We start from the raw sequence: 25,565 nt of genomic DNA, 5'->3' as shown, positions 1-25,565 counted from the left end.
GGAAAAGCCATCAGGATTGCAAGCTACAACATCCGCAAGGCCGTCGGGCTGGACTGGCGCCGCGACCCGAACCGCATTCAGAACGTCCTGAGCGAAATCAACGCCGATGTCGTGGTGCTGCAGGAGGCTGACAAACGCTTCGGCGCGCGTGAGGGGGTCCTGTATCTCGACCGGCTCGCAGAGGATCTGGGCCTGAAGCTCGCCCGTCTCACACGCGGGGGCACCAGCCACGGCTGGCATGGAAACGTGGTTCTGGTGCGCCATCAGATTCCGGTCGCGTCCACCCGTCGGCTGATGTTGCCCAGCCTGGAACCCCGCGGCGCGGTTCTGGTACGCCTCGAGACCCCGCCGCTGGAGATCGTGGGCGTCCACCTGGCCCTGAACCGCCGCATCCGGGAACGCCAGGTGTCGCGGCTCTACCGGCTCGTCACCCGGTCCGGCCGACCCGCAGTCATCGCCGGAGATTTCAATCACTGGAACCCCAGGCCCGGCCTGCTGAACACGCTTGGCCGGGTCATTTCCCCAGGGGACAGTTTTCACAGTTCTGCGCCAATTGCGCAACTGGACAAGTTCATTCTTGTTGGTGACATTAGCCACATGGGGGCGCATGTGCATAAATCCGACATGGCGGCGATTGCATCCGATCACTTGCCGATCGTGATCGATATCGTACCGCCAAAAAAGGACACGCAGTGATCTATCTGGCGCTCGCCATCGTGCATGGCGCCCTGGTGTTCGGCTTTACCATGCGCATCCTGCTGCGCGACGACCTCTCGCCCCCGGCACGGCTCGCATGGTTTGTCGTGATCAACCTGGCGCCCTATTTCGGGGTTCTGATCTACTTCCTGTTCGGGGAGATCGATCTGGGCCAAAAGGCGCGCAAACGGCATGACGAAATCTTTGCCATGATCCGCGCCCACGCCGCCCCCTATATGGGGCGGTGCGAAGACGTGAATACCCTGATTGACCCGCTCTACCGCCCCGCCTTCCTTTATGGCGGCAGCATCAACGGGTTTTACCCCATGGGCGGCAACCGGGCGGAACTGCTGGAGGATGCGGCAGCGTTTGCCACCCGGCTGGTTGCCGATATCGACGCCGCGCAAACGCACGTACATGTGCTTTATTATATCTGGCTGGAGGATCAGACGGGAACCGAAGTCGCCCGTGCCCTGACCCGTGCGGCACAACGCGGTGTGACCTGCCGGGCGATTGCCGACGGACTCGGATCGCGCGGGTTGATCCGCTCACGCCTGTGGAAGGACATGAAGGTCGCCGGCGTGGACCTTGCCGTGGCCTTTCCGCTGGACAACCCGTTCCTGACGATGCTGACCAGCCGCATCGACTTGCGCAACCATCGCAAGATTACCGTTATCGACGGGCACATCACCTATTGCGGCAGTCAGAACTCGGCCGACCCGGAATTCCACATCAAGCCCAGATACGCGCCGTGGGTCGACATCATGATGCGGTTCGAGGGGCCGGTCGTGGCGCAGAACCAGTTGCTGTTCGCCAGCGACTGGATGCAGGCACGGGGGGAAATCCTTGACGGAATCGAGCTCAAGGCGCAACCGGTCGAAGGCGGATTCCCGGCGCAGGTCGTGGGCGACGGCCCGACCGAACGGCGCAGCGCCACGCCGCAGCTTTTCACCACGCTCATCGCCAGCGCCCGGCAAGAAATGATCCTGACCACGCCCTATTTCGTTCCCGACGCCACGGTGCTGGACGCGCTGATCGCCGCCGCCCACCGCGGCGTGCGGGTCGGTCTCGTCTTCCCCAAGAAGAATGACAGCTGGATCGTTGCCGCCGCCAGCCGCAGCTACTATCGTCGGCTGCTGGAGGCAGGCTGCGTCATACATGAATTCACCGGCGGGCTGCTGCACGCCAAGACCCTGACCATCGACGGTCGGGTGGCTCTGATCGGATCTTCGAACCTCGATCTGCGCAGCTTCGAACTCAACTACGAAAACAACATCCTGTTTCAGGACGAAACGCTGACGGACGAGATCCGCACCCGCCAGGCCAGCTATATCGCGCAATCCGAAGCGGTTTCATCGCAAGAGGTGGCGCAATGGCCTTTCTACGTGTGTATCTGGAACAATGCCGTCGCGACGGTCGGCCCAATCCTGTAATCGGATCAGGCTGTGCGCTGGGCCGCAACGCGGGCGGAAACCTCCTGGAGGCCATGCACGAGAGACACCCCCATGAACCCGTGATAGGCAATGGACGCGCCAAGGGCGTGGAGCATGTAAACCCAATCCTCCACGAAAGCGGAGACCGCCACCACCACCAGCGACGCCACCACCGAAATCACCAGAGCCAGCAGCATCGCCCGCCCGTTCGGCCCGAGCCTGCGGGCGACGATGGCGCGGCGCTCAAGCTCTGCGGCGCCGAACAGAAGCAGGAGCGAAAACGCAAGGTACAGAGCGAGGAGTTGAAACACGTCGGGCCCTTTCCCTGTTGCCGACAGAAGCGGATATTCCCTCAGCCTACCCCCGTCGCCGCAGAACCGCAATGAGACGGAATGCACCGTGCCCGGCAACGCGCCGCCCCCAAGCCATGGGAGCGAACCGAACCCAAAGGCGCAAAACACCCCCGCCCCCGCGCCCCGCCCAAACCCCGTCTGCGGCCCGACCGCACCAGGGTCCGGCCCGCAGCCGACAGGCATTTCCCACCCGCATATCCGACAACTGCCAAAGGTTTTGCCCCGCTTGCCGGCGGGTTCGCATGCAATGGCGGGTATCGTCATACGGGCCGCCGGTCGCGATCAAACGATCACCTCCCGCGCCACCTGTTCCCCCACACCGAATACCCGCTTGTAACGGGCCACGGCATCGGCGGGCCCCATGGCCTTGTTGGGGTTGTCGCTCAGCTTAACGGTCGGGCGACCATTGGCCGAAACCGCCTTGCACACAAGGCTGAAGGGCGAAAGCGCATCGCCCGGAACCAGACCACGAAAATCGTTCGTCAACAGGGTCCCCCAGCCAAAACTGACTTTGGCACGGTCGCCAAATCGGGTCTGCAACTCAATGATCTTGTCCTCGTCCAGCCCGTCGGAAAAGATGATCATCTTCTCGTGAGGGTCCTCGCCACGGGCCTTCCACCATGCGATCGCGGTTTCCGCCCCCTCCGCCGGGTCGCCGGAATCGATGCGAATACCGGTCCAGCCCGCCAGCCAGTCCGGGGCGCCCTCCAGAAACCCCTTGGTGCCATAGGTATCGGGCAGGATGATGCGCAGGTTCCCGTCATGCTCCTCATGCCAGTCGGCGAGGACCTTGTAGGGGGAGCGGCGCAACCCCTCGTCGCTGTCGGCAAGTGCGGCATAAACCATCGGCAGTTCATGGGCGTTGGTGCCGATCGCCTCGATATCCCGGCGCATGGCGATCAGGCAGTTCGAGGTGCCGACGAACTTTCGGCCCAGCCCTTCGATCATCGCCTGTACGCACCAGTCCTGCCACAGAAAAGAATGGCGGCGGCGGGTGCCGAAATCCGCCAGACGCAAGCGGTCGAGGCGGCGCAGACGTTCGACCTTTTCCCAAAGCTTGGTCATGGCACGGGCATATAGAACCTGAAGTTCGAATTTTCCCATATCGGCCAGCACCGCGCGGGAGCGCAACTCCATCAGCACCGCCAGCGCGGGGATCTCCCACATCATCACTTCGGGCCAGGCCCCCTCGAAGGTCAGCATGTACTGACCCTCGCGTTTCTCGAGAAAATACGGCGGCAGTTGCAGATCCTCCAGCCACGCCATGAAATCCGGGCGGAACATCTGGCGCTTGCCGTAAAAGGTGTTGCCACGCAGCCAGGTGCTTTCACCCCGCGTCAGACGCAGGGTGCGAATGTGATCGAGTTGCTCACGCAGCTCGCCCTCATCGATCAGATCGGCAAGGCGGATATCCGTGCTGCGGTTGATCAGCGAAAACCTGACCTGCGTGTCGGGCTTGTTGCGAAAAACCGACTGGCACATCAGCAATTTGTAAAAATCCGTGTCCAGCATCGACCGGACGATAGGGTCGATCTTCCACTTATGATTATAAACGCGGGTGGCGATATCCGCCATCTTCAGGGCTCCAGCACCACGTTGGCATCCAGCATCGCGGTGCGTGCATCCTCTGCCGACCCATGCAGGTCGATCGCCCGGCAGGCCCCTTCCAGCACCGTCACCGCATAGCCCAGCCGCACCGCGTCCAACGCCGACCATTGCACGCAGAAATCGAAGGCCAGCCCGGCGATGGTCACGTGATCGATGCCGCGGCCCCGCAGCCAGGCGTCCAACTCGGTTTCGGTTTCGTGATCGTTCTCGAAAAAGGCCGAATAGCTGTCGACTGCGGGGTTGGCCCCTTTGCGCACGACGAAATCGGCCTTGGCGACATCCAGCGCCGGGTGGAAATCCGCGCCCGCGGTCCCCTGCACACAGTGGTCAGGCCAGAGAACCTGCGCCCCATAAGCCATGTCCGCGACACTGAAGGGCGCCGCGCCCGCATGGTTCGACGCGAAAGAGGAATGATCCGCCGGGTGCCAGTCCTGGGTCAGAACGCGATGGGGGAACTCTTCCATCAGGGCATTGACGCGCGTGATGATGGTATCGCCTTCAGGAACGGCAAGCGCGCCGCCCGGGCAGAAATCGTTCTGGATATCGACGACAAGCAAGGCTTCGTTGGCGGGTCGCATGGGCGGCCTCCTCGACTGGTTGCAATCTTTGGGTACGGGGCGGGGTTGCCTGCGTCAATGCCCGGACACGGCACGGTCGCAACGGCGCAGGCCCAAAAGCCTGCGATCAAAGCGAAAATAATGCAGTTCCAATACCGGTTGCGGCAATCTTTAGCAGTTCGCGCAGGCCCCTTCCTTCAGGCCGAAATCCGGGCGGGCCGGTCTTGGCGCATGCGCTTACGACCCGTCACGCCACGAAAACCTTGCACGAATGCCCCGGCTTCGGCCCCACGAAGGCCCTTGGAAGCGTAACGACCTGGCCGCCGGAATCCGCATTGTAACGACCTGAAAGCGACCGGCGCCCGCAATCCCCGCAACGCCCGCAGAGGCATAAAAGACTTGCATTGCCCACGGGCGGCCTGAAAGCCTGTAACCATCAGTTAAAAAAAAGTATAAGAGGATATTGCAACCCGGATGAACTCCGCTCTGAAAACCCATGAAGGTTCCTTTTCCTTCCCCGCGAAACGGCGACCAATACCGATCACGACCCGCTGCTCAGCCGCTTGTTTCGCCGCCGCCGTCTAATGAATGCACTCCGCTCAGGTTGAGGATATGACTCAAAGGAGACGCAAAGTCAGATCGGGAATCGCAGTTACCCTGGCGGCTTACGGGTTGATGATTGCAGCCGCCTTGGGTTTGGTTACCGGCTGCATCCAGATCGTTCAGGATTACAGGACCCAAACGAAACGCGACGAAACGTTTATTCAGAGCATTTTGCAGATTTCCTCCTCCGGCGCGGCAGAGGCGGCCTTTCAACTGGATTCGGACCTTGCAGCCGAAGCCATAAAGTCTCTGATGATTTACGATTTCATGTTTCAAGTCAGGATTTCCGATGAACGGGGGGCCGTTCTCGCGGAAGTCCGCCGTGCTTTTGAGCCCTCGCTTCTGGACCGCCTGACCCCTCTCTTCTCAAAACCGTTTCGGAACTACAGCATCGATCTGACAAATCAGTCGACCCGGCTGAATGTCGGAACGCTCGAGGTCATGGTGAACCAGAACACGCTCCTGAGCGACTTTTACAGCCGTTCCGTACGGTCGATGCTTTCCGGTCTTTTGAAAAATCTGATTCTGACTCTCATTTTGCTCAATCTGTTTTACGTGACCTTGTCCCGGCCTTTGAGCTGGCTGGCCGAAAAACTCAACCGCGTCGACCCCCGTCAGCCAGAGCCGTTCGACCTGCCCGGTTCGATCGGGAAAGCCGAAAACGAAGTCACGATGGTCGCACTGTCGGCCAACAGCATCCTTGCGGCGAGTCGCAAGCATCTGCAAGAACTGGAAGAAGCCAATAGCAAGGCCCTGAAACTTGACGAAAAGCTGCGACAGTCCGAACGGCTGTCGGTCGTTGGGCAACTGGTCGGCGGCGTCGCGCATGACTATAACAACATCCTTGCGATCATCCTTGGAAATCTGGAACTGGTCCGCCCCGAACGGCTGACGCAGGCGGAGCGCAAAGCGCTGGAACGTGCCCGAAGCACAGTGATCCGGGGGGCGGATCTTGCCGCACAACTTCTTGTTTTCTCACGCAAACAACCCTTGGCCCCTTCGATAATCCTGGCGGGTGATTTCCTGCAGGAATTGCACAAGTTTTCGCGCCCGGTTCTGGGTGAGCAGCATGAGTTCAACTTTGCCGCCGATCCTGATGTCTGGCCCTGCCTGGCGGATAAGCGACAGCTTGAGGCGGCGCTTTTGAATCTGACGATCAATGCCAGTCATGCCACACCCAAGGGGGGAAAAATCCTCATCGAATGCTTCAATGCCCGGCTCGACGCGGAATATTGCGCCACGGAAGACACTCTGGAACCCGGCGACTATGTGTGCTTCCGCGTCAGCGATACCGGCGAAGGTATGAGCGAAACCGTCATGTCACATGCCTTCGAGCCTTATTTCACAACCAAGCCAGAGGGGGAGGGCTCCGGGCTTGGCCTTTCCATGGTTTATGGTTTCGCCAAGCAATCCGGGGGGCACGTCAAAATACACAGCCAGGAGAATGTCGGGACCAGGGTGGAACTGTACCTGCCGCGCTCAGAGCAGGAGGCGGACGGGCAGATACCCGGTATGGCACATCCCCATATTGCTGCGGGCAGGGAGAACCTGTCGGGCAAGCGTATTCTTGTCGTGGAAGATCATCCCGATGTGCTGGAGGTGGTCAAAGATCACCTCGAGACGATGCAGGCCACCGTCATCACGTTCACGAGTGGGCAGGACGCCATCGCGTATGCGCAAAATAATACGCCCGTCGACATCGCCATTCTCGATGTGATTTTAACTGACAGCATGAACGGGCCGGATGTCAAAGAGGTGCTTTCGCAACTCTGGCCGGGGCTGAAAACCGTTTTCATGTCCGGCTACTCTGAGGGGATACTCGGAGAAACTGGCCGGTTCGACCAAAATACGATACTATTGCAAAAACCATTCAGCCGACAACGGCTCGTCGAAGTTCTGACCCAGTTGAATGAGGTGTGCGATGGCCCGTGATCTCCTGACAACATCGGCCGATGGCGTCTGCCGGACATGTGGCCAAAGCCAATATCCCCTCACACGGGCCATCCGCTCCGGGCAAACCGGTCCGGACGGGACAAGCCGTGCTCTTCCCCCCCTGAAGCCGCGGCACCCGCACGGCTTGCACGGGGCAACGCGACGAATTTTGTCTTCGCTGATCGTCTGTCAGGCCTTGATGGCGGGAATGTCGCCCGCAATCGCCGAAGAACCCCAGGCCGCGCAAGATGTTTTGAAAGTTCGTTTTCTGGCGGAGCGCAGCGTTGAACCCAAGGGGTTCATCCAGTGGTCCATCCTTGAACTGGCGTTGCAGAAAAGCGGGCGGCCGTTCGATCTGGATCTCAGTACGCTGCCGACCGCGCCCGACCGAACGGCCATGAACCTCACCATCTACGGCGATGAGGGAAACGTCATGTGGGGGGCTCCGCGCCCCAACCGCGAAATCGAAACGCTGGTTGTGCATGTCCCGTTGCTCAGGGGGATGTTTCAATACTGGCTGATCTGGGCGAAAAAGGATGAAATCGATCGCTTCGCCCAGATCAGGACGGCCGAGGACCTGGCACAATTCAGTGTGCTTCAGGGCCCCAAGTGGAGCACGATACCTGGCTTCCAAAAACACAGCATCTCCGTGGTGGAGGGAGATTTCGCGAACATGCCCGACATGCTCGCATCCGGACGGGCGGATCTGATGCCATATTCCGCCATCGGAACCCTGGGGATGTTCAACGGGCGCGAAGAAGAACTCGGTGTCGCACCGCTGCCGAATGTCATGCTGATCTGGCCCGGAGAACATTTCCTGATGGTCGATCGCAACAATCAGGATCTTCATGATGCCTTGAAAGAAGGCCTGTTGCGCGCCTTCGAGGACGGCTCCCATGCCGAGTTGCTGCGCACCCACCCGGAATCGAAGAACGCGTTTCGTGGTATCAACCTGGATGCGATCAACCTGATCTACCTGGAAAACCCGTATATGACGCCTGCCGCACAGGCCGCGATTGACGAATATGCCGTCAGCCCCGCAGAGGTTTTCGGCGCCAAGACCATTAATTAGCTTTTCGGCGCCTCCGGGAGCACACGGCCCCGTCACCTCAGGGCCGGGTCGGGCGACGGTTCCGCCCTGGAATGTGCCCGCCCAGGTTTGGCAAGAAATTCCTCCTCACCGCGACGCTGCCCAGCGCACGGATGACGCACGGCCCCGCAGCATTCTCCAGGTTCGCCGTCCGTGACCCTTCCGGACTTTCTCACGCCTGCGCGATTTTCTGCCAACGGGTCTTTAAATGTTTGGCCTTTTCGAGATAGGTTCGCCATGGAAAACGAAATCTTCGGGCAGGATTTCATCCGTTAGGCAGGCAATATACCGGAGGCAGCGAGTGAGCACTTCACAGCGGATAAGATACGGGCTGACCGGCGCCCTGATGGCGCTGACGGCTTTCGCGGCGCAGGCGCAGGATTCGTCGAACCGCGTCGCCGCCAACTCGGACTGGAGCGTCTTCGTCGAAGACAACCCGACCGAATGCTGGGGGGTTTCTGCCCCCAAGAAAACCGTGAACTCCCGCAACGGCAAGGTCGTCGAGGTTCGGCGGGGCGATATCCTTTTATTCGTGTCCTACCGGCCGGGGCAAAGCGTCAAGGGGGAGATTTCGTTTACCGGCGGCTACCCGTTTGCCTCCGGCTCGACGGTAAAGATGCAGATCGGCGACAAAAGCTATGACTTCTTCACCGAGGGGGAGTGGGCCTGGCCGGCCTCGGAAGCCGACCAGGCGGCGATCATGACCGCGATGAAAGGCGGGGCGGAAGCGGTCGCGACCGGCGTATCCTCACGCGGGACGACAACGAAGGACACGTTTTCCCTGATGGGGTTCACCGCCGCGGTCAACGAAGCCGCCCGGCGCTGCGGCGGCTGACCGGCGGGGTGTTTATTTCCCGCGCCGAATCCTGTACTGGGGTGCACTTACCCCGATGGAGATGCGCGAAATGACCGCGACCCCACCGATCATGCCCGAGGCGGTGACAATTCCGCGCAAGCTGCCCGAGGAATCCAGGATCAACCTCGTCGGACTGACGCGCCCGCAACTGGCCGAGGCCCTGAAAACCGCCGGCACACCGGACGGTCAGGTGCGTATGCGCGTCAGCCAGCTTTGGCAGTGGATCTATCAGCGCGGGGTACGCGATTTCGGCGAGATGACCAACCTCGCCAAGGATTACCGTGCCCGCCTGGCCGACCATTTCACCATTGCGGTGCCCGAGGTCGTGTCCCGCAATGTCTCCGCCGATGGGACGCGGAAATACCTCGTCCGTATCCAGGGCGGACATGAAGTCGAAGTGGTCTACATCCCCGAGACCGGGCGCGGCACGCTGTGCATTTCGTCCCAGGTCGGGTGCACGCTGACCTGCACCTTCTGCCACACCGGGACCCAGCGCCTGGTGCGCAACCTGACGGCGGCGGAAATTGTCGGTCAGATCATGATCGCCCGCGACGACCTCGGCGAATGGCCCGAACCCGGACGCCATCCCAAGGACGAAACCCGTCTTGTCTCCAACGTCGTTCTGATGGGCATGGGAGAACCGCTCTATAACTTCGATGCGGTGCGCGACGCGATGCGCATCACCATGGATGGGGAGGGGCTGTCGCTCAGCCGGCGGCGGATCACGCTGTCCACCTCTGGCGTGGTGCCCGAAATCGCCCGCACCGCGACAGAGATCGGCTGCATGCTGGCGGTGTCCCTGCACGCCACCACGGACACGCTGCGCAATCAGATCGTTCCGATCAATCGCAAATACAACCTGGAAAAGTTGTTCGAGGCTCTGCGCGCCTATCCGAAGCTGTCCAACTCCGAACGGATCACATTCGAATACGTGATGCTCAAGGACATCAACGACAGCGACGAAGACGCGCGCCGCCTTGTCAGGCTGATCGCGGGCATTCCGGCCAAGATCAACCTGATCCCGTTCAACGAATGGCCCGGCGCCCCCTACAAACGGTCCGGCTGGGAGCGGATCGAGGCTTTTGCCGACATCGTCTACAAGGCGGGGTACGCCAGCCCGATCCGTACCCCCAGGGGTGAAGATATCATGGCCGCCTGCGGGCAGTTGAAATCCGCGACCGAGCGGGCGCGCAAAACCCGCTTTGAGATCGCGGCAGAGGCCGGCCTGCCCCAACCCGAACGCATCGTCCGCCGTCCCAACGCGCCTGACGTGCACTGACTGAAAATCTCGCGATTGCGCCGGGCCCGGACGGCCACCGGCGTGACGGGATCTGGCCGTCGGTCTCTCCGAAACGGGACCGTGCCGGGTGACCCGACGGACCCGGTGTGCGGCCATGCCGGAAAGCGCGGTCTTTTCCGGTTGCCTGTCACCTCAGCCAGCCGGTGGCGGAAGGTCGCGCCCAATGAAAAGCCTCACACGCCGGACCCGGCCCGATGAGATTCGCCGGGCGGGCCTCGCGCCGGGCCGCCAAGATCCCATCCTTGCAAGTACGTTTCGCGCGGGCCCTCAATCCGCCCGGCAAGACACCACGCACTCGAACGGGCCGCACCTTTGATTTCACGATCGGCATCTCCCCTTCTGCCTCACACGGCGGTCGCGGAGGCGCGGTTCCCAGGCACGCTTTCCGCCTGCCCGGGAACCCGGCACAGGCGGGCTGGAAGGGCAAGCGCCGTTTTTCTTTGGCCCCTGCCTGCCCGGCCTAGCGTGTCAGCCCGGTATAAAGCTGGGGCAGACGCTCCGGCAGGCGCTCGACATTGTCCAGGATCAGGTAATTGCGCGGCCCGAAAATCTGCGACACGTAGGAATCAGCCCGCGGATCCAGGGTCAGGCAAAACGGAATGACACCATTGCGGGCGACCTCCTGCACCGCGGCGCGGGCATCCTGACGCAGGTATTGCGGGTCACGCACATCGATATCGGCCGGGGCGCCATCCGTGAGGACCAGCATCAGCTTCTTGGCGGCAGAAACCTGCCCCAGGTGATACCCCGCGTGACGGATGGCCGCCCCCATGCGGGTGGACAACTGCCCCTGCATTCCTGCCAGCCGGGCCTTCGGCATCTCATCCCATTTCTGGTCGAAATCCTTGTATCTCTGGTAAAATACGTTGTGCCGCCCGTCAGAACAGAACCCGTGCAGTGCAAAGGCATCCCCCACGGTATGGATTGCCTCGGCCAAAAGGACGGTCGCGCTCCGGGTCAGGTCCAGCACGGTCTGGTCCTGGCCGGCAGCGGGGTCGTTGGTGGATTCCGACAAGTCCAGCAGCGCCATTACCGCAATGTCGCGCGTCTTGCGCACCGTGCGCAGCATCACCCGCGGATCGGGCTGGCGGCCCATACGGATGTCGGTCAGCGCCTCCAGCGCCGCGTTCAGGTCCAGATCGTCCCCCTCTTCCAGCTTGCGGATACGCTGCACACCCTGCGGCTGCATGGCTTCCAGAAGGTGCCGCATGCGGGCGATGAGCTTGCGGTTCTCGGCAAGGATCTGATCCACCTTCGCCGGATCCCCCAGCCTGGGCCGTTTTTCAAGAACCGTCGCCCAGGCCGGGCGATTCATCTGGATCTGGTAGTCGAACTCGTCATAAGGCCTGGGCGGGGCGGTCGGCTCCTTGCCTTCCTTCTCGTTGAAGGAAATACCGTCATCATCGAAAAATTCTGTCGCGGAGACCCAGATTTCCTGGGCGTCATCGCCCGCGGTTTCCACCTCGACCTCGTTCACCATTTCGGAAACCGAGACGTATTTGCGCACCTGCTGGTCGGGAAGAAAAGCGGCTGTTTCCCAGTCGGCCTCTTCGACCTCCCAGAGGTATCGATTATCGTCGCGATACGGCGCGGATTGCCCGTCGCGCCAGGGGGAGAACGGCTGGCCCCGCAAACGTTCGGCCAGCTCCAGCCCAAGCGCCCGGATGGCGGCGGGATCGTTGAGGTCGATTGCGGCGAAAGCGTCACGCGCCCAGCGCGCGTGGGGCTCCTCACAGGGGGCACCCGGATCCAGCAGGGCCAGGGCGACGGCATCGAACACCGCCCCGATCCCGTCCTGCTGTGAGGTATGAAACCGGCGCCACAAATCCCGCAGCCGCGGGAAGCGGGCAATTGCCAATGCCTCGACGCGGGCATCCTCGAACAGGCCCACACAGGCTTGCTGCAACGCGTTCAGGGGGTCGGCATCCTGTCGCTCGGTGGTCGACATGACATGGGCGGCGGCATGGGCGGCAGCGGCGCGGTAAAGGTCCACCCCCGGCTGTCCGTTCCAGTCGTCATAGGCATCCGGCAAATGCAGGAAGAAATCGGCGATGAAGGGTCGCGCCCCCTCGCGGGTTTCGAAGTCGCCCGCGGTGGGGCGCATCAGGAAATCGCGCCCCCATAATGCACGCAGATACATCCCGATCCGTCGATGAATATCGACGAACAGGGTGCCCTTGCGTTCCTTCTGGACCATGGCACGGGATTCATCGCTCTCCAGCGCGAAATAACGGGCAAGCTCCTCAAAATTGCTGCGATGCGCCTGCGCACCCCAACTGGCCCAGCGGCGCAGGCCGCCCAGCGTCAGAACCGCGAGCAGATCCTCAAGCTTGTCCAGCATCGGGCGCAAGCCGCGCGGGGCCTGGCCCAGAAGCTGGTTGAGCAACTGCAGGTAGGAGCGGAACAGATCCGCATCGCCCAACCGCTTCGCGGCGACGGGCGCCGTGGCGATGATGCGCTCGATCACACCGCCGGAAGTACGGGAGGCAAAACCAAGGCAGCTTTGCGCAAGATCGGGGACGATGTCTTCGCCAAGATCACGGGCAAGCTGGGGAACGGTTTCGATCCAGACCACCGCGATATCCACGCCCCGGCCCATGCGATGCAGCGCCACGGCCCCCTTGATCCAGTTGTCCAGCCCGCGCGGGGAAAGCGCGCGCACCGCATCCGCCCAGTTGGCGGCCAGCGCCTCTCGCTGGGCCGGGGTCAGATCTTCGGTCAGGTCGGCATGGTCGGCAAGGGTCTGAGCCATCGCGCGCCCCCTTAAAAATAGGTTCCCACAGCGGCATCCAGCGCATCGCGCATGTCCGGGTCGTCGGTGATGGGCGAGACGAGCGCCATCTCACAAGCGGCAGGCGCGGCGATCCCACGCGCCATCAGGCTGCCCGCGTGGATCAGCATCCGGGTGGAAATGCCTTCATCGAGCCCGTGGCCCTTGAGGTTGCGGGCCCGTTCGGCGATGGAGACCAGCTTGTCGGCGGCCGCACTGTCCACGCCGGCTTCGTGGGCGACGATCTCTACCTCCACGCCATGCTTGGGGTAGCTGAAGTCCAGCGCGCCGAAACGTTGCTTGGTGGACTGCTTGAGATCCTTCATCAGGCTCTGGTAGCCGGGGTTGTAGGAGATCACGAGATGGAAGTCTTCGTGCGCACGCAGCAATTCGCCCTTCTTCTCAAGCGGCAGCACGCGGCGGTTGTCCGTGAGCGGGTGAATGACCACGGTGGTGTCTTGGCGGGCCTCGACGATCTCGTCGAGATAGCAGATCGCACCGTGGCGGGCGGCGAAGGTCAGCGGCCCGTCCTGCCATCGCGTCCCGTCCGCATCCAGCAGGTAACGCCCGACAAGATCCGACGCAGTCATGTCTTCGTTGCAGGCGACGGTAACAAGAGGTTTTCCCAGCTTCCACGCCATATACTCCACGAAGCGTGTCTTGCCACAGCCGGTCGGCCCCTTGAGCATGACAGGCATCTTTGCTGCGTAGGCCGCCTCAAAGAGGGATACTTCATCGTCTACGGCGCGATAATAGGGTTCCTGCGGAACAAGGTATTGCTGAAGGTCGTCGGTCATCTCGCTCACCCTTTGGAAGGCCGCCGCCCCGCTCGGGGCGGCGGAATGGCTTACACGGTCTTGCCGCGATAGATCACCATGCTGGCACCCTGACTCTGGGTATGGTTGTCGTACCCGATCAGGCGAATGTGGTTCTCCGGGTTGGCCGCACGGCAGGCCTCCAGTTCTGCCAGAATGGCATCCACATCGCTTTCGCCGAACATCGGCAGCTTCCACATGTACCAGTAGTTCGAAGTTGCGAACTGGGGCTCGGTATGTTCGATGGCCGGGTTCCAGCCATGCTTGACAATCCACTCCACCTGCTTGCGGATCTGATCGGCGTCCATTTCCGGCAGGTAGGAGAAGGTCCCCATCTTCCGGCTGGCCGGGTCGGACAGGCGCGAGGAATAATCCTGAACGTTGCTCATCTTGATGTCTCCTTTTCTCGGCTCAGCGGTGCTGGGTGTCCAGCTTGTCGACGGTGTCGAATTCGAACTTGATCTCCTTCCATGTTTCCATGGCGATCTTCAGTTCAGGGCTGGACTTGGCGGCGTTGGTCAAAATTTCCTTGCTTTCCTTCTCCAGGTTACGGCCCTCGTTGCGGGCCTGCACGCAGGCCTCCAGCGCAACCCGGTTCGCCGCGGCACCGGCCGCGTTACCCCAGGGATGGCCCAGCGTGCCGCCGCCGAACTGCAAGACCGAATCGTTGCCGAAGATCGACACCAGCGCCGGCATGTGCCAAACGTGGATACCGCCGGACGCGACCGGGAAAACCCCCGGCATCGCCCCCCAGTCCTGATCGAAGAAGATACCGCGATCGCGATCTTCCTTGACATAGCGATCCCGCAGCAGGTCGATCCAGCCCAGCGTGGCCTCCCGGTCACCCTCAAGCTTGCCCACGACAGTGCCCGAGTGCAGGTGATCGCCGCCCAGCAGGCGCAGAAGCTTGGCCAGGACGCGGAAGTTGATACCGTGGTTGGGGTTGCGGTCCATCACCGCGTGCATGGCCCGGTGGACATGCAGCAGCAGACCGTTGTCACGGCACCACTTGGACAGGGAGTTATGCGCCGCCCAGCCCAGCGTCAGATAGTCCGACATGATGATCGGGGTCCCGATCTCCTTTGCGAACTCCGCTCGCTTGAACATCTCCTCGACGGTCGGTGCGGTGACGTTCAGATAATGGCCCTTGCGCTCTCCGGTTTCGGCCTCGGCCTTTTCGATGGCCTCCTGGCAGAACAGGAACCGGTCACGCCAGCGCATGAACGGCTGGGAGTTGACGTTCTCGTCGTCCTTGGAAAAGTCGAGACCGCCCCGCAGAACCTCGTAGACGGCACGGCCGTAGTTCTTGGCCGACAGGCCAAGTTTCGGCTTGATCGTGCAACCCAGCAGCGGACGTCCGTACTTGTCCAGCTTGTCACGCTCGACCTGGATGCCATGCGGAGGACCAAAGCAGGTGGTCACGAACCACAACGGGAAGCGCACGTCCTCCAGACGCAGCGACCGCACCGCCTTGAAGCCGAACACGTTGCCGACGAGCGAGGTGAAAAGGTTCACGACGGACCCTTCCTCGAACAGATCCATCGGGTAGGCGACGAACGCATAGAACGCATCGTCATTGCCGGGCACGTCCTCGATCGCGTAAGCCCGGCCCTTGTAGTAATCCAGCTCGGTCAGAAGGTCGGTCCAAACGGTCGTCCAGGTGCCGGTGGAGCTTTCGGCGGCAACTGCGGCGGCGGCTTCCTCCCTGTCGACCCCTGGCTGGGGGATCACCTTGAAAACGGCCAGCACGTCGCTGTCCTTTACCTTGTAATCGGGTTCCCAGTATGTGGATCGGTACTCCTTCACACCGGCATCGTATTTCTTGGCAGCCATGTCGCCTCCTCCGGGGGTTATGCTGTTTTGGCCCTTCTTGGGACGGGCAAACTATGGCCCCTTGATGCAATAAGGCAAAATGAATAGTTTTTAGTAACAGAATATATGAAAGGTTATAGTATGCGCATCAGCTTACGTCAGCTTCAGGTCTTTCAGGCTGTTGCCCGCCATCTCAGCTACACCCGCGCGGCGGAGGAATTGAACATGACCCAGCCCGCCGCCTTCACGCAGGTCAAACAGCTGGAGGAAACGCTGGGCATGGCCCTGCTGGAACGGATCGGAAAGCGGATTCACCTGACCGAAGCCGGGCATGTGGTGCGTGAGTCCGCGCAGGAAACGCTCGATGGGCTGGAACGGATGCAGATGCAGCTCGACGACCTGCGCGGGCTGCGCCAGGGACGGCTGAAACTGGCGATCGTCTCCACCGCGCAATATTTCATGCCACGCCTGCTGGGGGAGTTCTGCACCGCCAATCCGGGAGTGGAAGTCGCCCTGACCGTTACCAACCGGCAAACCGTCCTTGCACGGCTAACCGGCAACGAAGACGATCTGTGCGTTCTGGGCACCCCGCCCGAGGGGCTGGACGTGGTTGCCACCGCCATCGCCGACAACCCGCTGGCAATTCTCGCCCGGCATGACCACCCGCTGCTACAGGCGGACGAAATCTCACCCCAACGCATCGCAGAAGAGCCGTTCATCCTGCGTGAGCCCGGCTCCGGCACCCGGCTCGCGGCGGAGAGGTTCTTTGCCGCACGGGGGCTGCGCCTGAAGATGCGGATGGAACTGGGCAGCAACGAGGCCATCAAGCAGGCGGTCATCGGCGGGCTGGGCCTTGCGATTCTGTCCCGTGACACCCTGGCGCTGGAAGGGCGCTTCGGGTTGCTGAAACCGCTGAACGTGAAGGGGTTTCCGCTGTTGCGCCAATGGCAGGTCGCCTACCCGCGGGGCAAACATCTTTCCGTTGTGGCCGAGGCGTTTCTGGAACACCTCGTTACCCATGCGCGCGCCGCCGCGCTGGCCGGGCCGCTGCCGCCGGGGGCCGACTCCATGGCCCCCCTGGCCTTGCCCGCCCGCCCGGAGCGATCTCAGCCCATTTGCGAAAGCAATTCTGCGTGACGCGCGGTATAGGCCGCGCGCACCTCGACGGGTGGACGCAGGTGCAGGCACAGGCCCGCGGACAGGTCCGGGTCCGGCTTCCCGAAGAAACGGTTCGCCTCGGTCGCGGAGAACCCGGCAATCTGGGTTGCCTCCAGCCGGGCGGACACCCGGTCGGCCCGCTTGATCTGCCGCTTGATCCGCACGGGCACCGTGGCGGGCAACCCGAACCGGATATGGATCGCTGCGGCCAGACGTGCGTCGAGGGCCCCGTACTCCGGCCCCACCGCCGCTTTCACCGGTGAAATCATGTCCCCGATCACGTATTCCGGCGCGTCATGCAGCAGCGCCGCCAGTCGCCATTTCGCCGGCGCCTGCGGCACGATCCGGGCAAAGATCTGCTCCACCAACAGGGAGTGCTCGGCAACGGAATACGGGTAATCGCCCTCTGTCTGACCGTTCCAGCGGGCAACAAAGGCCAGACCATGCGCGATATCCTCGACTTCGATGTCCACGGGCGTCGGATCCAGCAGATCCAGCCGGCGGCCCGAAAGCATCCTTTGCCAGGCACGGGGGTGTTTCATGGCGACTCTCCCTTGCGTTTCCGGTTGCCACAGCCCGCACACATTGTCGAGCCGCACGGGCAATGCTATGTCCACCGCAACGAAATCAGCAGGAGAATGCGCAATGGCGCAGGATTACATCGTCAAGGATATTTCTCTGGCCGGGTTCGGTCGCAAGGAACTGGACATCGCCGAGACCGAAATGCCCGGCCTCATGGCCTTGCGCCAGGAATACGGCGACAGCAAGCCGCTCAAGGGCGCACGCATTGCCGGAAGTCTGCACATGACCATCCAGACCGCCGTTCTGATCGAGACGCTGGTCCATCTGGGGGCGGATGTGCGCTGGGCTTCGTGCAATATCTTCTCCACCCAGGATCACGCCGCTGCCGCGATCGCTGCGGGGGGCACGCCGGTCTTTGCCATCAAGGGCGAAACGCTGGAGGAATACTGGGATTACGCTGACCGCATCTTCCAGTTTCCCGAGGGCGGCGCGAACATGATCCTCGACGATGGCGGCGATGCAACGCTTTACATCCTGCTGGGCGCTCGCGTTGAAAACGGAGAGGACAGCCTGATCGCCACCCCCGCCAGCGAGGAGGAAGAGGCGCTGTTTGCGCAGATCCGCAAGCGCATGGCGCAAACACCGGGCTGGTTTACCCGGCAGCGCGACATGATTCAGGGTGTCAGCGAAGAGACCACCACCGGGGTTCACCGCCTGTACGAACTGAAGAAAAAAGGCCTGCTGCCCTTCCCTGCGATCAACGTCAACGACAGCGTCACCAAGTCGAAATTCGACAACAAGTACGGCTGCAAGGAGAGCCTGGTGGACGGGATTCGCCGCGCCACCGATGTCATGATGGCGGGCAAGGTCGCCGTTGTCTGCGGCTACGGCGATGTGGGTAAGGGATCGGCCGCGTCGCTGCGGGGCGCGGGCGCCCGCGTGAAGGTGACCGAAGTCGATCCGATCTGCGCCCTTCAGGCCGCCATGGACGGGTTTGAGGTCGTGGTGCTGGAAGACGTGATCGACAGCGCCGACATCTTCATCACCACCACCGGCAACAAGGATGTGATCCGCATCGAGCATATGCGCGAGATGAAGGACATGGCCATCGTCGGCAACATTGGCCATTTCGACAATGAAATTCAGGTCGCCGCGCTGAAAAACCACAAATGGACGAACATCAAGGATCAGGTGGACATGATCGAGATGCCCGGCGGCGCCCGGATCATCCTGCTGTCCGAAGGCCGCCTGTTGAACCTTGGCAATGCCACCGGCCATCCCAGCTTCGTGATGTCGGCCAGCTTTACCAACCAGGTTCTGGCCCAGATCGAGCTGTTCACCCGCGGCGATGCCTATGAAAACGACGTCTACATCCTGCCCAAGCATCTGGATGAAAAGGTTGCACGCCTGCACCTGGGCCGTATCGGCGTCAGGCTGACCACCCTTTCCGAGGAACAGGCCGCCTATATCGGCGTTTCGCCCGAAGGCCCCTTCAAGCCGGAACATTACCGCTACTGAGCGTTTCGCGCGCCGCCCCGGTTCTCCGGGGCGGTTTTACATGTCCGGCACGGACAAAAAACTGCTTGCCCGCCCCTGCCAGCCCGTTAACCTGTTTTTCACTTTTCCCGCCACCGGCGGGCAGTGTTGTGACATCACCAAAGGGAGACGGGGAATGGGAAAACGTGACGATCTTATCGCGCAATATGCCAGCGATCTGAAAACCAAGTGCGGCATGCAGCCGGACATGGAACTACTGACCAAGGTCACCATCGGCTGCGGGCCCTCGATCTACAACGCCGACGCCGCCACCGTCGCCGCCACCCAGCCCAGCGAACTGGAAACGGTCAAGAACAACTTCCTTATCAAGAAGCTCGGCCTGCGCGACGGACCCGAATTGATGCAGGCCATCAACAAGGTCATCGACACCTATGGCCGGTCAGAGCGGAACAAGTACCGTGTCGTCGTCTATTACATGTTGGTCAAGCATTTCGGCAAAGAGGCGGCTTACGCCTGAATCCGCCGCTGCATCGGCATCAAAGGCTGCCTTCCGGCAGCCTTTCGCATTTTCTTCACGGTTTCAAACCGTCACGCCCCGCAACAGGTCGGCCTTCGCCACATCGGCTTTTGCCCCGGACAGCGTGACCTCGCCCCGGCGCAGAACGACGAAATCGTCGCCCAGGCCATAAGCGAACTCGAAGAACTGCTCGACAAGAATGATCGCCATATCGCCACGCACCCGAAGCTGGTCGATCACCTCACCGATCTGCTGAATGATATTGGGCTGGATACCCTCCGTCGGCTCATCCAGCAAGAGCAGTTTCGGCCGGGTCATCAGAGCGCGGGCGATGGCCAGTTGCTGCTGCTGCCCGCCGGATAAATCGCCCCCCCGGCGGGACTGCATCTGGCGCAGGACCGGGAACAGGCGATAGATTTCGTCGGGCACGAACCTCTCGGAACGCGGCAGGCAACTGAAGGCGGTTTCCAGGTTTTCGCGCACGGTCAAAAGGGGAAATATCTCACGCCCCTGGGGCACATACGCGATGCCGCGCCGGGCCAGCAGGTGCGCGGGCACCGGGGGAAGGTCTTCGCCTTGCAGCGACACGCCCCCGCCCGAGCGCGGATGGGTCCCCGAAATCGCCTTCATCAGGCTGGTCTTTCCGACACCGTTTGTCCCCATGACACAGGTCACCCGCCCGGCACGAGCCTCCATGGAGATCCCGTGCAATATCCGCGAATGCCCATAATGCAAGGTCAGGTCTGTTACCTTCAACATCTCACCGTCCCAGATAAACGTCGATTACATCCTGGTTCCTGGTCACGTGGTCCAGGGACCCTTCCGCCAGGACCGCCCCCTCATGAAGTACCGTCACACGACAATTCAGCCGGCGGATGAATTCCATGTCATGTTCGACCACCACAACAGCACGGGTTTTTGCCGCCTCGATCAGAAGGGCGGTCGTGTGCTCACGCTCCGATGAAGTCATCCCGGCCGCCGGTTCATCGACCAGCAACAGCCGTGGCTCCTGTGCCAGCAGCATGCCGATTTCCAGCCATTGTTTTTCTCCGTGGCTGAGCTCTCCGGATTTACGGTACAACTGATCCGCAAGGCCGATTTCCTCCGCAAGGGCCCGGACACGCTCCAGATCCGCGGCCTGCGGACGGTAAAACAAAACCGCCAACGGCCCACGGTCCTTCTTAAGCGCCATCAGAAGGTTTTCCTGCACGCTCTGGTCCTCGAACACTGTCGGTTTCTGAAACTTGCGGCCGATCCCTTCGCAGGCGATCCGCGCCTCGGACATGTTCAGAAGAGACCGGCTTTTGCCGCCCCAGACAATGCGGCCCTCGTCGGGCCTGGTTTTCCCGGTGACGATGTCCATGAAAGTGGTCTTTCCCGCACCGTTGGGTCCGATGATCGCGCGCAGCTCTGCATGGCCAATACTGAAGGACAGGTTATTGATCGCCTTGAACCCGTCGAAGGTGACAGACACACCCGAGACTTCCAGCAGGGTGCTCATTGACTGGCCTCCTTTTCACGCAGGCTGCCCGCATCGGGGCCAAGATTCGCTCCGTGACGCTCGGGGGGTTGGCGTTCGGTGACCAGGTCGAACAGCCCGCCGATTCCCCTGGGGGCGAAAAGTGTAACCAGGACAAACGACAGACCCAGCACGACAAGCCACCAGTCGACCCATTTGACGGTATAAAACCCAAGGGGTACATCCGGGGCCTGCCCGCCGGTAAACCAACTGGAAACAAGACTGACGAACACCGCGCCAATGACCGCGCCGTAGAGCCGCCCCCGCCCCCCGATCGCGACCCAGACCGCAAGGTAGATCGAGGCGATCGGGGCGATCTCGGCCGGGTTGATGATGCCCGCCTGCGGATAATAGAGCGCACCGGCAATGCCGGCGATCATCGCCGTCAGGGTAAAGACGACCAGCTTGTAACTTTCGACCGAATACCCAAGGAAACGCACGCGCGCCTCGTTATCCCGGATGCCGCGCATGACCGAGCCGAACTTGCCGCCGACCAGCCACGCCGCGAACACGTATCCCACCCCCAGCGCCAGCGCGGAGGCCCAGAAAAACCAAAGCGAGACATGCGATTGCGGGGCGTCGACGCCAGGAAGGTTCTGCAACCCGCTAAGCCCGTTGTTGCCCCGCAGACCGCTGTCGTTCTGGAACAGGTACAGCGCCAGGGCCAGTGTCATCGCCTGTGTCAGGATCGACAGGTAAACCCCGGTGACACGGCTGCGAAAAGCCAGCCACCCGAAGATCAGCGCCAGCAGCCCCGGCGCCATCACGACCAGCGCCAGTTGTAGTGTCAGGCTGTCGGCAAAGGCCCAGACGGGGGGAAAGTCGCTTGAACCGACAACGCCGAAAATCTGGTTGCCGATGGCGGCGGTAATCTCGGCCTCGGTGGGGGGGATGGGGCCTTCGGCCAAGGCCGCTGCCGCGATCTCGTGCGTGCGCTCATACATGAGCCACATGCCGATCATGTAACCGCCCAGTCCGAAAAAGGCGAAATGCCCGAGGCTGAGGATCCCCGTATAGCCCCAGACCAGGTCCATCGCGACCGCAACCAGCGCCAGACACAGTGTCTTGCCCAATATCTTGACGAAAGATGTCGAAACCAGACCCGTCCCGATGGCCTCCGACATGACCGTCACAAGTAACGTGAACAGCGCCAGAACGGACAGAAAGATCAGGACCGATGGGTTTCGTGCGGCAAAGCTCATGGGTTCAGTCCCCTGCGGCACGGCCCCTGAGCGCGACAATGCCGCGGGGCCGGAACTGGATGAAGAGAATGATGAAGGCGATCATGTAGGTCTGGGCGGCCAGCGTGTTGGACGGGTTGAACCATTCGATCCCTTTTTGCAGGAACCCGATCATGGTCGCTCCGGCAAGCGTGCCCCAGATATTTCCGACCCCCCCGACAACGACGGTCATGAAGCTTTGCACGATATAGTCGCCGCCGAGTTCCGACGTGACCTTGGCAAAAAGCCCGATGGCAACACCCGCGACACCCGCGATCCCCGAACCCAGGCCGAATGTCAGCACGTTGACCCGGTCGGGATTGATTCCCATGCTGGCCGCCATGCGCCGGTTCTGCGTCACCGCACGGATTTCCAGACCCAGGCGGGTGCGCTTTATGACGATCAGGAAGACCCCCAGGAATATCAGTGCCAGAACGGCGATCGCGATCCTGATATAGCTGATCGAAACGATATCGTTCAGCACCCATGCCCCGTCGAGCCAGGCGGGCGCGGTCAGTGGCCGGGCCTGCGTCCCGAAAATGTTTTTTGCCAGTTGTTGCAGGGCGATGGAAATGCCGAAGGTCGCCAGAAGGGTTTCCAGCGGGCGGTTGTAGAGCCAGCGTATCACCAACCGCTCCATGACCACCCCTGCCGCAAAAGTCACCGCGAAAGCCAGCGGAATCGCGACCAGGATCGAAACCGTATGGTTCGGGATCATCTGCTGAACGACAAATCCGGTATAGGCGCCCATCATGATGAACTCCCCATGGGCCATGTTGATCACACCCATCACACCGAAAGTGATGGCCAGTCCGATGGCGGCGAGAAAATAGATCGAGGCCAGTGACAAAGCGTCCAGCGTCAGGTCCAGAATCTGGTTTGCAGAGACCCTGGTTTCGATCTGGCCAAGGGCGGCGCGCGCGGCGCCGGTCACGGCGGGGGAGGGTTCGGCAAAAACCTCCGCGAACCGATGCGATGCCAGCGCCCCGTCGATATCGGCGTCATTGACTCGGGCCGGGACAAGCCCCTGAGCGACCAGTCCGTCATAGGCCCGCAGCCGGGCGGCGTCGGCGTTCAGTTGCGCCACGGGCACTCCGGCCACGTAGCCGCCGTCGATATGGCGCGCCAGCGAGGCCCGGATTTCCTCTGCCGTAATTCGTGCCGGCGCCAGCGACGCGGCAACCAGCATGTCATAGGCGGTATCCCGCGGAAGCGTTTCGTCGCCGGGGGCAACATGCCTGGCGATATTCAGTCCGCCGGGCAGGTCCCCCCCCGCGAACACACGAAGATCGGTTGCCACAAGCGGATTCAGCGTGGCACGCAAATCGACACCAAGATCTCCCCCCATGTCGCGGATCGCGGCAACACGTATCGCGTCATCGTCATCGAAAGCGATCGTGAGCAACCGTTCCGCACGGACCTTGCGGGCTTTCAGGGCCGGGTCCGTCTCATCGCCGATGGCGGCGCGCAACGGGGCCAGCGCCTGCCGGGACGGGGCGCGTTCGATCGCCGCCAATGCCTCTGCGCGGCGGCTCGGGTCGGGATCGCGCAACTGGAACCGCACCAGCGCCGCCCCCAGCATGGCGCGGACGCCACTGTTCGGCTTGACCTGTTTCAAGTCGGAATTGGCAAAGATGCCAACATCCGCGCCGGTATCGAAATCGTACAGGCGGCTGGTCTTCGCGTCGATCTCTTCGCCGCGAAAGAATACCCCGTCAGCCTTGCGCTGCCACATCCGCTTGGCTTGCCATGTCTGGAGTACATCCTGGGTCTGGGCCAGGCCGCTGTCGGCGACCGCGTCGATGGCCGGACCGATCGCCTTGCGCGAACTCTTCACGATCAGCTCTGCATGGGCTTGCAAAACCGCCTGCATGGGCGCGTCCTGTGCCCGCGCCGGCGCGGCGAAAGAGAGGGCGGCAACAACCAGCGCCGCCAGAAAAATGCGTACCATGTCCGGTTCCCATGACTGGTGAGGTGCACGGGGCACCTCACACTGTTGCCGCGCGATCAGTAGTTTGACAGCGTCTGAACACAGGTCTGGGTCTGGGTGTTGTACATCCCGCACCCAAGTGTCTGCCAGTCGGATTTCAGCACGGCCGATTCCGGCAGGTGATCGGTCCAGGCGTCGCCGGGCACTTCGGCGGTCTGGTAGATGACATCGAACTGCCCGTCCTCCTGGATCTCGCCAATCAGAACCGGCTTGGACAGATGGTGATTGGGCAGCATGACCGCGGTGCCGCCGGTCAGGTTCGGAAACTCCTGCCCGTACATCGCCGCCCGGACGGCATCCACATCGGTACTTCCGGCAGCGGTGGCCGCATTCACCCACATGTTGAAACCAATGTAATGGGCCTCCATCGGGTCATTGGTGACACGATCTTCCCCCATTCTGGCCTTCCATGCGGCGATAAAGGCTTCGTTCGCCTCGCCCCCGGCCGACTGGAAATAGTTCCACGCCGCCAGATGGCCGACGAGATTCGAGGTGTCGAGCCCCGAAAGTTCCTCTTCCCCGACGGAGAAGGCCACGACGGGAATGTCGTCGGCGGAAATTCCGGCGGCGGCAAGTTCCTTGTAAAAACCTATGTTCGCATCGCCGTTGATGGTCGAGATCACCCCGACTTTCTTGCCATCCGCGCCCAATGCCACCACATCGGCAACGATCTTGGACCAGTCGCTGTGTCCGAAAGGCGTGTAATTGACGAAGATATCCTCTGCCGCGATGCCCTTGTCCTGAAGATAGGCTTGCAAAATGTTGTTGGTGGTCCGCGGGTAGACGTAATCGGTGCCCAGAAGGGCAAACTTTTCCACGCCCAGCTCTTCAAGGAAGTAATCCGTGGCCGGGATCGCCTGCTGGTTCGGTGCGGCACCGGTATAGAACACGTTCCGGGACGATTCCTCCCCCTCGTACTGAACAGGGTAGAAGAGCAGCCCGTTCAACTCCTCGATCACCGGCAGAACTGACTTGCGGCTTACGCTGGTCCAGTTGCCGAAGATCACGTCGACCTCGTGTACGGTCAGAAGCTCACGCGCCTTTTCCGCGAACAGCGGCCAATCCGATGCCGGATCCACGACAACGGCCTCAAGCTCGCAGCCCAGAACACCGCCTTTGGCATTCTGTTCCTCGACCAGCATCAGCAGGGTGTCTTTCAGCGTGGTTTCGGAAATCGCCATGGTGCCCGACAACGAATGCAACACACCCACCCTGATCGGGCAATCGGCGGCGAAGGCCGGCATGGCGAAGGCCGAAGCCGCAACGGTGGCGGCAAACATGGAATTCAGAACTTTCATTTGTACATCCTCATCGGGA

The 25,565-nt window shown here is 61.8% G+C and carries 22 protein-coding genes; 9 read left to right on the top strand and 13 right to left on the bottom strand.

Annotation, left to right across the window (positions count from 1 at the left end; translation table 11 throughout):
* Window positions 1-9: 9 nt before the first annotated feature.
* Together C8N32_RS04535 and cls are read left to right on the top strand one after the other, a co-directional pair.
* Entirely contained in the window at window positions 10-696 is a 687-nt protein-coding gene (locus C8N32_RS04535) for an endonuclease/exonuclease/phosphatase family protein (protein ID WP_107891294.1), read from the top strand.
* Window positions 693-2,129, top strand: coding sequence for a cardiolipin synthase (gene cls, locus C8N32_RS04530; RefSeq protein WP_244905894.1), 1,437 nt, complete (start codon window positions 693-695; stop codon window positions 2,127-2,129). The genes C8N32_RS04535 and cls overlap by 4 nt, the downstream gene beginning before the upstream one ends.
* A 5-nt stretch (window positions 2,130-2,134) precedes the next feature.
* Here the strand turns inward: cls and C8N32_RS04525 are convergent, their stop codons facing one another.
* The 3 genes from C8N32_RS04525 to pncA form a co-directional block, all read right to left on the bottom strand.
* A complete protein-coding gene (locus C8N32_RS04525) occupies window positions 2,135-2,440 on the bottom strand; it encodes a hypothetical protein (protein WP_107891440.1) in 306 nt (101 codons plus the stop codon).
* Window positions 2,441-2,764: 324 nt separating this feature from the next.
* Window positions 2,765-4,057, bottom strand: coding sequence for a nicotinate phosphoribosyltransferase (pncB, locus tag C8N32_RS04520; protein WP_107891293.1), 1,293 nt, complete (start codon window positions 4,055-4,057; stop codon window positions 2,765-2,767).
* A 2-nt stretch (window positions 4,058-4,059) separates the two neighbouring features.
* Window positions 4,060-4,668 carry a bifunctional nicotinamidase/pyrazinamidase gene (pncA, locus tag C8N32_RS04515; protein WP_107891292.1) on the bottom strand — a complete coding sequence of 203 codons (609 nt, stop codon included), beginning with the start codon at window positions 4,666-4,668 and terminating at the stop codon, window positions 4,060-4,062.
* 669 nt (window positions 4,669-5,337) lie between these two features.
* Here pncA and C8N32_RS04510 point away from each other — a divergent pair.
* The 4 genes from C8N32_RS04510 (at window position 5,338) to rlmN (ending at window position 10,407) form a co-directional block, all read left to right on the top strand.
* On the top strand, window positions 5,338-7,182 hold the full coding sequence (locus C8N32_RS04510; RefSeq protein WP_170106730.1) for an ATP-binding protein: 1,845 nt from the start codon (window positions 5,338-5,340) through the stop codon (window positions 7,180-7,182).
* Window positions 7,183-7,390: 208 nt separating this feature from the next.
* Window positions 7,391-8,254, top strand: a complete 864-nt coding sequence (locus tag C8N32_RS04505) for a hypothetical protein (RefSeq protein ID WP_146159682.1) — start codon at window positions 7,391-7,393, stop codon at window positions 8,252-8,254.
* 364 nt (window positions 8,255-8,618) lie between these two features.
* A complete protein-coding gene (locus C8N32_RS04500) occupies window positions 8,619-9,107 on the top strand; it encodes an invasion associated locus B family protein (protein ID WP_107891289.1) in 489 nt (162 codons plus the stop codon).
* A 70-nt stretch (window positions 9,108-9,177) separates the two neighbouring features.
* Entirely contained in the window at window positions 9,178-10,407 is a 1,230-nt protein-coding gene (rlmN, locus tag C8N32_RS04495; protein WP_107891439.1) for a dual-specificity RNA methyltransferase RlmN, read from the top strand.
* A 481-nt stretch (window positions 10,408-10,888) separates the two neighbouring features.
* On the opposite strand, the gene C8N32_RS04485 is transcribed toward rlmN, so the two are convergent.
* From C8N32_RS04485 to C8N32_RS04470, 4 genes are read right to left on the bottom strand one after another with little or no spacing between them, the layout of a single operon-like run.
* The gene (locus C8N32_RS04485) at window positions 10,889-13,180 is read right to left on the bottom strand and encodes a nitric oxide reductase activation protein NorD (RefSeq protein WP_107891287.1); all 2,292 of its coding nucleotides are present in this window, start codon (window positions 13,178-13,180) and stop codon (window positions 10,889-10,891) included.
* Between the two features lie 11 nt (window positions 13,181-13,191).
* The gene (locus C8N32_RS04480) at window positions 13,192-13,995 is read right to left on the bottom strand and encodes a CbbQ/NirQ/NorQ/GpvN family protein (RefSeq protein ID WP_107891286.1); all 804 of its coding nucleotides are present in this window, start codon (window positions 13,993-13,995) and stop codon (window positions 13,192-13,194) included.
* Between the two features lie 50 nt (window positions 13,996-14,045).
* A complete protein-coding gene (locus C8N32_RS04475; RefSeq protein WP_107891285.1) occupies window positions 14,046-14,402 on the bottom strand; it encodes a ribulose bisphosphate carboxylase small subunit in 357 nt (118 codons plus the stop codon).
* 22 nt (window positions 14,403-14,424) lie between these two features.
* Window positions 14,425-15,846: a form I ribulose bisphosphate carboxylase large subunit gene (locus C8N32_RS04470; RefSeq protein WP_107891284.1), complete on the bottom strand. Its 1,422-nt coding sequence runs from the start codon at window positions 15,844-15,846 to the stop codon at window positions 14,425-14,427.
* Between the two features lie 120 nt (window positions 15,847-15,966).
* On the opposite strand from C8N32_RS04470, the gene C8N32_RS04465 reads away from it, so the two are divergent.
* On the top strand, window positions 15,967-16,962 hold the full coding sequence (locus C8N32_RS04465; RefSeq protein ID WP_107891283.1) for a LysR family transcriptional regulator: 996 nt from the start codon (window positions 15,967-15,969) through the stop codon (window positions 16,960-16,962).
* Here the strand turns inward: C8N32_RS04465 and C8N32_RS04460 are convergent.
* Entirely contained in the window at window positions 16,932-17,525 is a 594-nt protein-coding gene (locus C8N32_RS04460) for an HD domain-containing protein (RefSeq protein WP_107891282.1), read from the bottom strand. The genes C8N32_RS04465 and C8N32_RS04460 overlap by 31 nt on opposite strands.
* A gap of 103 nt (window positions 17,526-17,628) precedes the next feature.
* Between C8N32_RS04460 and ahcY the strand changes: the two genes are divergently transcribed.
* Entirely contained in the window at window positions 17,629-19,023 is a 1,395-nt protein-coding gene (gene ahcY / locus C8N32_RS04455) for an adenosylhomocysteinase (protein ID WP_107891281.1), read from the top strand.
* Window positions 19,024-19,177: 154 nt separating this feature from the next.
* Complete coding sequence (locus C8N32_RS04450; RefSeq protein ID WP_107891280.1) at window positions 19,178-19,519, top strand: DUF2853 family protein; 342 nt, start codon at window positions 19,178-19,180, stop codon at window positions 19,517-19,519.
* 63 nt (window positions 19,520-19,582) lie between these two features.
* Here the strand turns inward: C8N32_RS04450 and urtE are convergent, their stop codons facing one another.
* The 5 genes from urtE to urtA are packed head-to-tail and all read right to left on the bottom strand — an operon-like array spanning window position 19,583 to window position 25,546.
* Window positions 19,583-20,278: an urea ABC transporter ATP-binding subunit UrtE gene (gene urtE / locus C8N32_RS04445; protein ID WP_107891279.1), complete on the bottom strand. Its 696-nt coding sequence runs from the start codon at window positions 20,276-20,278 to the stop codon at window positions 19,583-19,585.
* A gap of 1 nt (window position 20,279) precedes the next feature.
* A complete protein-coding gene (urtD, locus tag C8N32_RS04440) occupies window positions 20,280-21,020 on the bottom strand; it encodes an urea ABC transporter ATP-binding protein UrtD (protein WP_107891278.1) in 741 nt (246 codons plus the stop codon).
* Window positions 21,017-22,240, bottom strand: coding sequence for an urea ABC transporter permease subunit UrtC (gene urtC / locus C8N32_RS04435; protein WP_107891277.1), 1,224 nt, complete (start codon window positions 22,238-22,240; stop codon window positions 21,017-21,019). The genes urtD and urtC overlap by 4 nt, the downstream gene beginning before the upstream one ends.
* A 4-nt stretch (window positions 22,241-22,244) precedes the next feature.
* A complete protein-coding gene (urtB, locus tag C8N32_RS04430; protein WP_107891276.1) occupies window positions 22,245-24,209 on the bottom strand; it encodes an urea ABC transporter permease subunit UrtB in 1,965 nt (654 codons plus the stop codon).
* A gap of 56 nt (window positions 24,210-24,265) precedes the next feature.
* Entirely contained in the window at window positions 24,266-25,546 is a 1,281-nt protein-coding gene (gene urtA, locus C8N32_RS04425) for an urea ABC transporter substrate-binding protein (RefSeq protein ID WP_107891275.1), read from the bottom strand.
* Between the last annotated feature and the right edge of the window lie 19 nt (window positions 25,547-25,565).

The organism is Rhodovulum imhoffii, assembly GCF_003046545.1.
In the GTDB taxonomy this organism is placed as follows: Bacteria; Pseudomonadota; Alphaproteobacteria; order Rhodobacterales; family Rhodobacteraceae; genus Rhodovulum; species Rhodovulum imhoffii.
Note: the sequence above shows the minus strand (reverse complement) of the source record. Positions and strands in the feature narration are given on the sequence as shown.